Genomic DNA, 11820 nt, shown 5'->3' on the forward strand with positions numbered 1-11820 from the left:
TGTTAAATTAAGGCTTCAATGCCGGTTTTGACGCTCTGCACCTGCGGGCCGATGATCACCTGTACGCTGTGAGCATCCAGCACCACCACCGACAGGGCACCCGCTGCTTTCAGCGCCTGCTGATCGATAAGGCCCATCTCTTTCACCACCAGACGCAAGCGGGTGATGCAGTTGTCGAGCGACTCGATGTTCTCTTTGCCACCGAGCGCCTGCAGGATAAGCCCATGATCGTATTTCGATTTTCCACGCGCGCGGGTGTTGGCTTCGACAGCCTGCTGTGCAGCCTGTACATCCACTTCACGTCCCGGCGTCTTGATATCGTGTTTGAGGATGTACCAGCGGAAGACGACGAAGTAGATAGCAAACCAGGCGATACCGACCGGGAACAGCAGATACCATTTGGTCGACATCCCCTGCATCACGCCAAAGATCAGCAGATCCAGAATCCCACCGTCGGTGTTGCCGATGGTTACCCCCAGCAGGGCCATCACCATCAGCGCCAGGCCCGACATCACGATATGGAAGGCGTAAAGCGCAGGGGCGATAAACAGGAACAGGAATTCAATCGGCTCTGAAATACCGGTAACGACGGACACCAGCACGCCGGAAAGCAGCAGTCCCTTAATCACCGGGCGGTTTTCCGGACGCGCGGTGCGGTAGATGGCGTAGGCCACGGCAGGTAAGCCAAAGATAAAGGTCGGCATAAACCCTTGTGACAGAAACGCGGTAACGTGCGGGCTAAACGGCAGTCCGGCTTTCAGCTCGGCGTAGAAGATATTCAGCGCGCCGGCCACTTCATGGCCGTTGACCATCTCAATCCCGCCTGCTGGCGTGAAGCGCACCATCGCCAGCAGAATGTGGTGCAGGCCGAAGGGTTTAAGCAGCAGCACGCCCACGCCGTAAAGGAAGGGGCCGAAAACGCTGGTGCTCTGGATAATATGGCCAATCCCGGCAATCCCCAGCGCCACGTATTCCCACAGCAGGGGAATGAACAGCCCGACCAGTGAAAGGGTAAGGGCGGTGATAATCGGTACAAAACGGATGCCGCTAAAGAAGGCAAAGGCGTCGTGGAGGACCGTGTCCTGAAAACGCTCGTGCAGGAAATAGGTAATCACCCCCACCACGATGCCGCCCAGCACGCCCATCTCCAGGGTCTGGATCCCCAGCACGATCGATTGTCCCACCTGTCTCATGGTCGCGGCATCGGCAAGCTGGTGGGTGGCGGTCAGGTAGTAGTTGATGCTCATGTTCATCAGCATGTAGCCAACGAACCCGGCAAAAGCGCCCACGGCCTTGTTGCGTTTCGCGAGGCCCATCGGGATCGCCATGGCGAACATCAGCGGCAGATAGGTAAAGGCGAAGCCGCCCACCATGGCGATAAAGCCAAAGGTTAACTGCGTTAACTCGCCGCCCAGAAAGGGAAAGCTTTTAATGGTGGAAGGGCTGGTGACGGAACTACCGATCCCCAGCAGCAACCCCATAAAGGCCAGCAGGGAGACCGGGAACATAAAGGTCTTTCCCAGGCTTTGGAAAAATTCCCACGCTTTCGATTTAAACGACTTTTCCTGTGTCATGTAGGGACTCCTCGGATTTTTAGGATAATGGAAGGCGCTGTCCGGCTTAAGGACGCGCCTTCATATTTGCGAGGCTTATAGTTATTTTTAAGTACTGACGTAATGCGCGATGGGATCAGGCTTCCGCTGGAAGCAGCAGCCGGTTTGCGGAGCCGCAAACGGTGATTTTGCTTCTGACCACCTCTTTCATGGCGTCCATGCCGACCCGCATATAGAAGCGCGGATCGTTGCCCTGCGGGTTGTCGGCAAACCAGGCTTTCACCGCGTCAGAGAAGGCGATTTTCAGCTCGGTTGCCACGTTAACTTTGCACACGCCCAGTTCGATGGTGCGACGCACATCCTCATCCGGCACATCGCTCGCGCCGTGCAGCACCAGCGGCACGGTGACCACTTCACGGATCTCGGCCAGCCGCTGGAAGTCGATTTTTGGGCGCTTGGTATACAGGCCGTGTGCGGTGCCGATGGCGACGGCAAGGCTGTCGACGCCGGTCAGTTCGACAAAGCGTTTCGCCTCATGCGGATCGGTGAGAAACGCGCTTTCGGCGTCCACGCTCATGTCATCTTCCACGCCGCCCAAGCGGCCCAGTTCGGCTTCGACGCTGCAGTCGTTGAGGTGGCAGAAATCGACCACCGACTTCACCAGCTTCACGTTCTGTTCAAACGGATAGTGGCTGCCGTCGATCATCGCGCTGCGCACGCCCGCGTTGACCTTGCGGCGAATATCGTCCAGCGATTCGTGGTGATCGAGGTGCAGCGCCAGCGGCATGTCGTAGGTGAGGGAGTAGGCGCTGCACAGGGCGTAAATCTCTTCCAGCGCAATATGCTTAAAGGTTCCCGGCGTGCCCGCGAGGATCACTGGCGATCGCATTTCGCTGCACACTTCTAGGATCGCCTGGATCGTCTCCGCGTTGTGGATGTTGAACGCCGGAACGGCATAGCCTTTTGTCTGCGCGTCCTGGAGAAGATATTTGGTCGAGATAATACTCATAATCAGTTCCTCTTAAGCCTGCCACGGATGAATAACAACGCCCTGCACCACGCGGTTGACCGTCCCGCTGGCGGATGGCGTATCGGGCGTATTGCCTACGCTGAGCGACTGGGTAAGGGCAAAGACCTGCGCATACATCAGGAAGCAGAACGCCTGTTCCATATCGTTAAACGGACGGGAAAGCGGGAGGAGAATATGCGGCCCCGCTTCAATGGCCGGATCGTTTTCAGCGGCGATGGCGACGACGCGCAGGGCCTGGCGATCGCGGCGCAGTTCGGCCAGCAGATCCAGATCGTACTGGCGCGTATACGGATGGCTGGAGATGAACACCACCACCAGCGTTTCGTTATCCACCAGCGACTTCGGCCCGTGACGGAAACCGGTGGGGGAGTCGTAGAATGCCGCCAGCTTGCCCGCCGTCAGCTCCAGCACCTTCAGCGCCGATTCGCGCGCCGCGCCCTGCAGACCGCCGCTTCCCAGATACACGATCCGTTTCCACGGTTCGCTGCCAAAGACGCCATGGCTGAAATCGCCGAGCGAGGTGAGGATCGCCTGACAGCGATCGGCCACGTCGCGGAAGGTTTGACTGTTGATCGTTTCCGGGGCGAATACGGCCAGACAGCTCGCCATCATGGTGGTGATGCTGCTGGTCATCGCGAACCCGCGATCGTGCGTTTCGGCAGGCATCAGCAGGGCATAAGCGTTATCGCTGTCGACGGCGGTCTGGTACAGGCTTCCGGCCTCGTTACAGGTGATCGACAGGTGGTAGCACTCCGGTACGAACTGATTGGCCAGTTCAACGGCTGCGACGCTTTCCGGACTGTTGCCGGATCGGGCAAACGAAACCAGCAGCAGCGGATGCGCAGGGCTGAAGTAATCCATCGGGTTTGTGACCAGGTCAGTGGTCGGGACGGCGGAGATAGTTTTCCCGGTGTGGCTCGCAAGCCATGGCGCAATGATATCGCCGATAAACGCGGACGTTCCCGCGCCGGTCAGGACGATCCGCAGATCGTGCTTGCGCAGCAGCGGCGTCAGGAAGCTGTCGATCGAAGAACGCAGGCTATCGATATTGTTGAGCGAGCGGATCCAGCTGGCAGGCTGCTGGCGGATCTCTTCCTCGGTCCAGGTGCCGGTTGTGGCGGTGGTAGTTTGTGGCATAACTCAATCCTTAGTCGTGTGAATTCCACATCAGACGCTGGCAATCGTGTCGCTATCTTTCGTTTCGTTTCACTTGTTCACTTTAGCAGTTAAATAAAATCTATAGAAAAGAAATCGAAACTTCAACGAAAGAAAAGAAATAAAACGAAAAGTGTGATCGTGAAAGGAAGAGGCAGATTAAAGGAAAGGAAAAGAAAGGCCTTACGGTTTCAGGCCGTAAAGCCAAAAGGAGATACAATGAAAGGGCTAAAGGGGGAGAGCCTGGCCCTGAATCCAGATCTGCTGGATGTGTAAACCCCCGTTCAGCGCGTTGAGATTCGCGCGTTTACCCGGCGCTAACGAACCGAGTTGATTATCCATGCCCAGCAGGCGGGCGGGATGCAACGAGGCCATATGAATGGCGTCTTCGGCAGTGATACCTGTATGTTCCACCATATTGCGTACAGCGGCATCCAGCGAGAGCGTGCTCCCGGCCAGCCCGCCGGAACCGGTTCGAACCACGCCGTTTTGCATCGTGACCGTTTCACCGCAGAGCGTATACCGACCGTCCGGCATACCGGCTGCCTGCATGGCATCGGTGATCAGCACCAGGCGTTCTTTTGCGCAGCAACGGCATAACCGCATGGCTCCCGGATGGACATGGTGGCCGTCGGCAATCAGCTCCAGCCACGCCCGTTTGTCCGTCAGCCCTGCGCCGACCATGCCGGGTTCCCTGTGGTGCAGTCCCGTCATGCCGTTATAGCAGTGCACCAGCCCATCGGCACCCGCGTCAAACGCGGCGAGGGTTTGATCGAACGTAGCGGCGCTGTGGCCCAGCATCACGCGTATTCCGCGCTGTTTGAGATGGCGAATCGCCAGCAACGCGCCAGGTTTTTCCGGCGCCAGCGCCACCACCCGTAACGTGCTCAGTGAAACGTCAATCAGGCTGTCCAGCTCGGCGATATCCAGTTCCCGGAACAGGTCAGGCGGATGCGCCCCTTTGTTCTGCGGCGTAAAGTACGGTCCTTCCAGGTAGCTGCCCAGGATCTGCGCGCCGGGGCCGCCCGACTGACAGCGACGGGCGATTCGCGCGAGCGCGCCGTGGATAGCCTCCAGCGGCGCGGTAACGGTAGTGGGTAAAAAGGCGCCCACGCCTTCGCGCGCTTTATGCATCGCGAGAATATCCAGCACGTCAGGCGGATCATCCATCACGTCCACGCCCGCGCCGCCATGGACGTGCGTATCGATATACGCCGGGCAGAGCAGTTCCGCATCGCGCGACGTCACGCCCGCTGGGACAGGCTCAATAGCCGCAATCACGCCGTTTTCAATGCGTAGCTGGTGGTCATCCAGCCAGCCCTGTTCGGTAAGCACCCGCCTCGCGCGCAGCAGCTGCCTCATATCCCTTCCTCGGCAGGGGCTTCCTCGCGACAACGTCCCAGTTCGTCTACGAGGCTCGTCAGGCCGCGGTGCCCGCACTCCAGCGCCTGCAGACGAAACGCTTCGCTGCTTAATCCGTCGCGCTCCAGCACCATCTCCAGCAGCAGCTGCAGGTTGGTCCCGGTGATCACTTCGCTGCCCGGCCGTTGCATGGCGAGCGTCGATGCCACGCGAAACGGCGTGCCGCCGAGCAAATCGGTGAGAAACACAATATCGTGCTCTGCATCGAGTTCACTCACTGCCTGCTCAAGCTGAGCGGTCAGTCGCGCGGTGGTGGATGTTTCAGGAAAATCGATGGCGATAAACTGCGGCTGCTCGCCGAGGATCTGCTTCATCGCCTGCTCAAGCCCGCTGGCAAAACCGCCGTGACCCGTCAAAATAATGCCTAACATCGCAACCTCTTTGCTTTTACAGGAAGTGACAGAACTTACCGACTACGCCCAGCAGCACGGTGATACCGATCAGCCGCAGCGGGCTCCAACCGCGGCGCACCAGCCAGAACATGGTCAGGGTGTAGACCAGCGGCAGGAACGCGGGCATCAGCTTGTCGATAACGTCGGCCTGCAGTTTGACGACGGCATCACCCGCCTTAATTTCAAGTGTCGTATTGAGTCGGACATAGGTTGCCACCAGCGCGCCAATCACCGTCATCCCGACGATAGACGCCGCGTGACCGACCTTTTTGGTGTTGGCTTTGATCAGCGGAATGGCCGCCACGCCCATCCGGTATGCGTAGTGCGCCAGACCAAAACGCAGGCCGAGGTGCACCACGTTAAAGAGCACGATAAAGACCACGGCCCCCAGAATCGACCCTTGCAGCGCCAGGCTGGCGCCGATACCGCCGCAGATGGGCAGCAGGGTTAGCCAGAACATGGCGTCGCCGATACCGCCGAGCGGCGCGCCGACGGCAATTTTGGTGCTCTGGATGCTGTTCACATCCTGCTTGGAGCGCTCCATCGCCAGAATGATGCCGATAACAAAGGTCACCAGGAACGGGTGGGTGTTAAAGAAGCCCATATGGCCTTTCATCGCCCGCGCCAGGTCTCGCTTGTCGGTGTGGATCTTTTTCAGCGCGGGCAGCAGCCCGTACAGCCAACCGGAGGCCTGCATACGTTCATAGTTAAACGAGGCCTGCAGCAGCATTGAACGCCAGGCCACGCGGTTAATATCTTTTTTCGTCAGTTCGGCACCGATGCTCTGGTCTTCGTAGACGTTTTCGTTGACGCCGGTCAGCAGCGTCTCTTCGGATTCAGACACGCCCGGTAACGTTGTTTGATTAGATGCCATCTTCGAATTCCTCTTTCTGGGCCGCAGGAGCCGTCGGTTCAGGTGATTTACGCATCAGGTCGATCAGCGCCATGGCCAGCGCGGCGGCCGCAATCGCCAGCACCGGAAGCTTGAGCCAGGCGGCGGCGACAAAACCGATAATGAAGTAAGGGATGTAGACGTTTTTCATCATGATCTTCAGCAGCACGGCGAAGCCGATGGCAGGCATGATGCCGCCCGCGACGCCGAGGCCGTCAATCAACCGTGCCGGCAGAACATCAATGGCGGTTTTCGCATGTTCCGCACCGAAGTAGATCGGGAGGAAGGCGCACAGAAAATAGAAGATGCCGAGCGCCAGCAGCGCAAGATAGTTCACCCGTTCAATACCGTGAGTATCTGCATTGGCCGCCATGCGATCGCAGCGTGACATCACGCCGGACATCACCGAGAAGAGGAACGTAATTCCCATCTGTACCGCGACGGCAAACGGCACGGCGACGCCAACGGCAACTTCTGGCTTCACCCCGGTGCTGATGGCAAATGCGGTACCCACAATGGTGCCGATAATGACGTTCGGCGGCTGGGCACCGGCGAGCGGCGCCAGCCCCATCCAGACCAGCTCTAACGTGCCGCCGGTCAAAATACCGGTATGCAGGTCGCCCAGAATCAGGCCGACCAGCGGCCCGAGCACCACCGGGCGGTGCATGTGCGTTAACCCGTTAAACATATCCAGACCGGCGATAAAGGCGAGAATGCCCAACCCCAGCGCCTGCAACAGACTGATTTCCATTGTGAATCCCTCAGAGCAGTTTAAAGAGATCCAAAGCAGTTTCTGTTGGAACGCCCTGAACGAAGCATTCCACCCCGGCCGCTTTCAGGCCGTTGAACGCGGCGATATCTTTCGCGTCGACAGAGACCGTTTTGGCAATTTGTTGTTTGCCACTGGCGTAGTGCATGTTTCCTACGTTGATACGGGTGATGGGCACGCCGCCCTCAACCAGCTTCAGAAAATCAGCGGGTGATTTGCAGACCAGCAGGATTTTCTGGCGGTCAGCGGCGCGGTGAATGTTGTCGATCACTTTTTGCAGTGACCAGAAGCGCACGGCGATCCCTTCCGCGAGCACCATCTCCATCAGGCTCTGTTGAACCGGATCGTCAGCCACCTCATCGTTGGCGACGAGTACCAGGTTTGCCCCCGCAAACCCCACCCACTGCACGCCCACCTGACCGTGGATCAGACGTTCATCAATGCGGCATAAGACAATGTTTGGCATAGCGCTTTCCTCTTTTTATTATGCGTTTTGCGTTGTTACACCTTCGCAGGCGGCGTGGTACTGCTGGAGTATGTCCTGAATGTGGTCGATGATGAGTTCCCGTGGCGTTGACTTGAGAGCGCCCTCGCGAACTTTGCCGTACTGCAGCGGCAGGTACTGGCTGATCAGCGGCAGCGGAATGGGCTCGTCTGCCAGGTTGCGCACCAGCCGTTCAAAAGCGTCGTCAATCTGGCTGTCTGGCCAGTAATAGCGCACGCGGTCAGAGTAGCTGTAGCCGCGGGCCAGGCGACGCGCGTTGCCGTCACCGTGGTAATGGCTTTGCCAGTATTTCGGGCGATCGAGCATGACGTTTTCCAGCACGTGACGCAGGCCAGAAACGGCTTTCGCTGGCAGCAGTTCCTCTTCGATGGCGGCCAGCGCGAAGAGCGCTTCGCGCAGGGCGAAGGTCAGGCCGGGGCCAACTTTCAGAATCGCAAAGTGATCGTTGACCAGCTTTCGCAGCGCCTGCGGCGTCTGGTAGTCGGTGGAGTGCGCTTCAAACACCAGCGTGTCGTAGGCTTCAACCATTTTGCTCAGGGCGACGGCTTTCTGCGGCTGATAGTCGCAGACGTGCGCATGGTCGAACTCCACGCCGGGCTGGACGACCAGACCAATAATGCGCGGCCAGATGTCGGTTAAGCCTTCCTTTTCGAATGCATGACGGTGCGCTTCAAGCGTGGCGCGGGCCGCGTCCGGCGTGGTGACTTCAAGTTCGGTGAGCGTCTCGTGCGCGCCACCGGGAACCGGTACTTCCGTGCCGATAACGTAGACCAGATCGGTTACACCAAACTGCTCGCGACAGGTCGCTTCGGCAATCTTCGCCAGGCGTGCGGCGCGTCCGGCGACGATCGCATCGGTCAGGGGAACCGGATCGTCCTCACAGGACATGCTGCAGTCGAGGTGGATCTTTTTGAATCCGGCAGAAACATAGCTTTTGATCAGATCGTCTGCGTTGGCCATCGCCTGTTCCGCAGGGAGATTTTGCCAGCGGTTGGGGCCTAAATGATCGCCGCCGAGGATCAGCTGCGACGTCGGGAAACCGAGCGACTCGGCAAGCTTGCAGACAAACCCGTGAAAATCAGCGGGCGTCATGCCGGTATAGCCGCCAAATTGATCCACCTGGTTGGAGGTGGCCTCGATCAGCAGCGGCGACTGATGCGAATGCGCATAACGAATTGCCGCTTCCAGTACCAGCGGATGCGCGGAGCAGACGGCGTAAATCCCGTTTGAATTCCCCCGTTTATGGTGTTCCACCATTTCTGTCAGATGTTTCACTTTCCTCTCCATTTCGGATGGTAATGATATTTATCTTTCGTTTTGTTTCATTTAATCCTGCATCATGGTGATATAAAAATAAAACGAAAGATAATGGTTTTCCGATCTGTTTCACAAAAGAAACATAATGAAAGGTTTCAGCGTGATGCCAGCTTGCGTATCGTCACCATGCAGGGCTTGCATTCCCGTAAAGGAAAGGCCTTAATAGGCAAAACGAAATGAAACGAAAGAATATTGATTAAGGAGCTCGTATGAGCAGCACCGATTCATCCGCAGAAAAGCGCATCACCGGCACCAGTGAAAGGCGAGAGCAGATCATTCAGCGGTTGCGGGCGCAGGGAAGCGTGCAGGTTAACGATCTGTCTCATCTGTACGGCGTTTCGACGGTGACGATCCGCAATGACCTCGCCTTTCTTGAGAAGCAGGGCATTGCCGTTCGCGCCTACGGCGGGGCACTGATTTGTGAAGGTAATGTGCCGGGCGCTGAGCCTTCCGTGGAAGATAAAAGCTCGCTAAATACGGCGGTGAAGCGCAGCATCGCCCAGGCCGCTGCCGCGCTGGTCAAACCCGGGCACCGCATCATTCTGGATTCGGGTACCACGACGTTTGAAATCGCCCGCATGCTGCGTCAGCACACGGATGTGATTGCGATGACTAACGGCATGAACGTGGCGAATGCGCTGCTGGAAGCTGATGGGGTGGAGTTGCTGATGACCGGCGGGCATTTGCGTCGTCAGTCGCAATCCTTCTACGGTGACCAGGCCGAGCAGTCGCTACAGAATTACCATTTTGACCTGCTGTTCCTGGGCGTCGATGCCATCGATCTCGATCGGGGCGTGAGTACGCATAACGAAGACGAAGCCCGTCTGAATCGCAAAATGTGCGAGGTGGCGGAGCGTATTATCGTTGTTACTGACTCCAGCAAATTTAACCGCTCAAGCCTGCATAAAATCATTGATACGCAAAGGATTGATATGATTATTGTCGATGAAGGTATTCCGGCGGAGAGTCTGGAAGGATTACGGAAAAGCGGGATTGAGGTGGTGTTGGTTTAAATTTTTTTACCCTCTCCCTGGGGGAGAGGGCAGAGTGAGAGAAAGTCACGTCACCGGTGCCGGGTTAAACACCGCCAGCTGGTTGTGTAATCCCCACTGATCCGAAAAGGTTTTCTTCCGCCCGCTGGCGACATCGAGAATGAAGTGGAACAGCTTCCAGCCCACGTCCTCAATGCTCTCTTCTCCGGTGGCGATGGTTCCCGCGTTGATATCCATTAAGTCATACCAGCGGTTCGCCAGCGCGGTTCGGGTCGCCATTTTAATCACCGGCACCGCCATCAGGCCGTACGGCGTGCCGCGCCCGGTGGTAAAGACCTGCACTGTAATGCCGGATGCTACCTGCTGCGTGCCGCACACAAAATCGCTGGCCGGCGTTGCCGCGTAGATCAGCCCGCGTTTCGTCGGGCGCTGTCCCGGAGAGAGCACCTCTGCAATGGCGCTCTGCCCGGATTTGGCAATAGAGCCGAGGGCTTTTTCCACCACGTTTGCCAGGCCGCCTTTCTTGTTCCCGGGGGAGGGATTGGCGCTGCGGTCGGTTTTGCCCATATCGAGATAGTTATCGTACCAGGCCATCTCCTCAAGCAGGCGCTTGCCGACCTCTTCATTAACCGCGCGCGGCGTCAGCAGATGGATGGCGTCTCGCACTTCGGTCACCTCGGAGAACATTACCGTGGCGCCGCAGCGAACAAGTAGATCGGATGCAAAGCCCACCGCCGGGTTGGCCGTCACGCCGGAGAAGGCATCGCTGCCGCCGCACTGGGTACCCACAACCAGCTCAGAGGCCGGGCACGTTTCGCGCTGGCGGCGGTTGAGCTTGTCCAGATGGCGTTCTGCTACCTGTAAAATATCGTCGACCATTGAGCGGAAACCGACGTGGCGTTCGTCCTGCAGGCGCACGATGCTGGCCTCGTCTGCCGGGATGGCTTTGACATCCTCGGTCCCCTGAAGCAAACGTTCTGGCTGCAATTTTTCACAGCCGAGGCCAATGACCATCACCTCGCCGCCAAAGTTCGGGTTCAGGGCGATATTGTGGATGGTCCGGATAGGCACCACGGCAGCAGGGGCGTTAATCGCCACGCCGCAGCCGTAGAGGTGGTTCAGGCCCACCACGCCGTCGACGTTCGGGTATTTTGGCAGCAGATCGCGTTCGATGATTTTCACCACGTAATCCACTACGCCCGCCACGCAGTGCACGCTGGTGGTAATGCCGAGCAGATTTTTGGTGCCGACGCTGCCGTCCGCATTGCGATAGCCTTCAAAGGTATAGCCTTCCAGTGGGGGAAGCGGTTCCGGCACGCGGGTTGCCAGCGGAAGCGTATTCAGCGGCGGCGCTTCTGGCAGCGCCACCAGCGACTCCTCCACCCAGCTTCCCTGCGGTATCGAACGAACGGCATAGCCGATGACTTCACCGTAACGCACGATTTCGCTGTTAACAGGGATATCCACCAGGGCGACTTTATGTCCCTGCGGAACATGCTCAATCAGTTCCAGCCCGTCCGGAAAGCGGGTTCCCGCTTTTAAGCCATTGTCGTTGACGATAATCGCAACGTTATCGGCGTCGTGCACTTTTATATAAAACGCCGTCGGCGGTGCCTGTCGAATTTCAATGTCGGCCATTGTTCAGTATTCTCCAGCAAAAACTCTGATAATAAATTCAGCCATTTTTCTAATGGTAGAAATAAATACGCGGCTTTCAGAAATAAAGCATGTCAGCAGAATGAATAGCAAAATGTGATCCCGATCGCTTCAGAACCCGTAATCCTTGATTCTGT

General features: G+C 57.7%; 11 protein-coding genes. 1 reads left to right on the forward strand and 10 read right to left on the reverse strand.

Annotated elements, in window-relative coordinates; all coding sequences use genetic code 11:
• Positions 1-2: 2 nt before the first annotated feature.
• From malX to kbaZ, 9 genes are all read right to left on the reverse strand, one after another.
• Complete coding sequence (gene malX / locus F3J31_RS11985) at positions 3-1574, reverse strand: maltose/glucose-specific PTS transporter subunit IIBC (protein ID WP_045415298.1); 1572 nt, start codon at positions 1572-1574, stop codon at positions 3-5.
• A 115-nt stretch (positions 1575-1689) separates the two neighbouring features.
• The gene (gene kbaY / locus F3J31_RS11990; RefSeq protein WP_167213276.1) at positions 1690-2562 is read right to left on the reverse strand and encodes a tagatose-bisphosphate aldolase subunit KbaY; all 873 of its coding nucleotides are present in this window, start codon (positions 2560-2562) and stop codon (positions 1690-1692) included.
• 12 nt (positions 2563-2574) lie between these two features.
• Positions 2575-3720, reverse strand: a complete 1146-nt coding sequence (locus tag F3J31_RS11995; RefSeq protein WP_167213279.1) for an SIS domain-containing protein — start codon at positions 3718-3720, stop codon at positions 2575-2577.
• A 246-nt stretch (positions 3721-3966) separates the two neighbouring features.
• Positions 3967-5100 carry an N-acetylglucosamine-6-phosphate deacetylase gene (gene nagA / locus F3J31_RS12000; RefSeq protein WP_167213282.1) on the reverse strand — a complete coding sequence of 378 codons (1134 nt, stop codon included), beginning with the start codon at positions 5098-5100 and terminating at the stop codon, positions 3967-3969.
• On the reverse strand, positions 5097-5531 hold the full coding sequence (gene agaF, locus F3J31_RS12005) for a PTS galactosamine/N-acetylgalactosamine transporter subunit IIA (protein ID WP_045355421.1): 435 nt from the start codon (positions 5529-5531) through the stop codon (positions 5097-5099). Before agaF ends, nagA begins: the two co-directional genes overlap by 4 nt.
• A gap of 16 nt (positions 5532-5547) precedes the next feature.
• Positions 5548-6426 carry a PTS N-acetylgalactosamine transporter subunit IID gene (gene agaE / locus F3J31_RS12010; protein WP_167213285.1) on the reverse strand — a complete coding sequence of 293 codons (879 nt, stop codon included), beginning with the start codon at positions 6424-6426 and terminating at the stop codon, positions 5548-5550.
• Complete coding sequence (gene agaW / locus F3J31_RS12015; protein WP_024906387.1) at positions 6416-7195, reverse strand: PTS N-acetylgalactosamine transporter subunit IIC; 780 nt, start codon at positions 7193-7195, stop codon at positions 6416-6418. The genes agaE and agaW overlap by 11 nt, the downstream gene beginning before the upstream one ends.
• Positions 7196-7205: 10 nt before the next feature.
• The gene (gene agaV, locus F3J31_RS12020; protein ID WP_167213288.1) at positions 7206-7679 is read right to left on the reverse strand and encodes a PTS N-acetylgalactosamine transporter subunit IIB; all 474 of its coding nucleotides are present in this window, start codon (positions 7677-7679) and stop codon (positions 7206-7208) included.
• 18 nt (positions 7680-7697) lie between these two features.
• On the reverse strand, positions 7698-9005 hold the full coding sequence (gene kbaZ, locus F3J31_RS12025) for a tagatose-bisphosphate aldolase subunit KbaZ (RefSeq protein WP_167213291.1): 1308 nt from the start codon (positions 9003-9005) through the stop codon (positions 7698-7700).
• A 239-nt stretch (positions 9006-9244) separates the two neighbouring features.
• On the opposite strand from kbaZ, the gene F3J31_RS12030 reads away from it, so the two are divergent.
• The gene (locus F3J31_RS12030) at positions 9245-10048 is read left to right on the forward strand and encodes a DeoR family transcriptional regulator (protein ID WP_045415290.1); all 804 of its coding nucleotides are present in this window, start codon (positions 9245-9247) and stop codon (positions 10046-10048) included.
• Positions 10049-10093: 45 nt separating this feature from the next.
• On the opposite strand, the gene garD is transcribed toward F3J31_RS12030, so the two are convergent.
• Positions 10094-11665, reverse strand: a complete 1572-nt coding sequence (gene garD, locus F3J31_RS12035; RefSeq protein WP_045415288.1) for a galactarate dehydratase — start codon at positions 11663-11665, stop codon at positions 10094-10096.
• Positions 11666-11820: the final 155 nt, after the last annotated feature.

Origin of the sequence: Enterobacter sp. Acro-832 (genome assembly GCF_011752745.1) — a bacterium.
Lineage (GTDB): Bacteria > Pseudomonadota > Gammaproteobacteria > Enterobacterales > Enterobacteriaceae > Enterobacter > Enterobacter quasiroggenkampii.

Coding starts and splice junctions, on each gene's coding strand:
- agaF (WP_045355421.1), bottom strand. CDS start 5,531: ATGTTAGGCATTATTTTGACGGGTCACGGCGGTTTTGCCAGCGGGCTT.
- garD (WP_045415288.1), bottom strand. CDS start 11,665: ATGGCCGACATTGAAATTCGACAGGCACCGCCGACGGCGTTTTATATA.
- malX (WP_045415298.1), bottom strand. CDS start 1,574: ATGACACAGGAAAAGTCGTTTAAATCGAAAGCGTGGGAATTTTTCCAA.
- agaE (WP_167213285.1), bottom strand. CDS start 6,426: ATGGCATCTAATCAAACAACGTTACCGGGCGTGTCTGAATCCGAAGAG.
- agaV (WP_167213288.1), bottom strand. CDS start 7,679: ATGCCAAACATTGTCTTATGCCGCATTGATGAACGTCTGATCCACGGT.
- F3J31_RS12030 (WP_045415290.1), top strand. CDS start 9,245: ATGAGCAGCACCGATTCATCCGCAGAAAAGCGCATCACCGGCACCAGT.
- nagA (WP_167213282.1), bottom strand. CDS start 5,100: ATGAGGCAGCTGCTGCGCGCGAGGCGGGTGCTTACCGAACAGGGCTGG.
- agaW (WP_024906387.1), bottom strand. CDS start 7,195: ATGGAAATCAGTCTGTTGCAGGCGCTGGGGTTGGGCATTCTCGCCTTT.
- F3J31_RS11995 (WP_167213279.1), bottom strand. CDS start 3,720: ATGCCACAAACTACCACCGCCACAACCGGCACCTGGACCGAGGAAGAG.
- kbaZ (WP_167213291.1), bottom strand. CDS start 9,005: ATGGAGAGGAAAGTGAAACATCTGACAGAAATGGTGGAACACCATAAA.
- kbaY (WP_167213276.1), bottom strand. CDS start 2,562: ATGAGTATTATCTCGACCAAATATCTTCTCCAGGACGCGCAGACAAAA.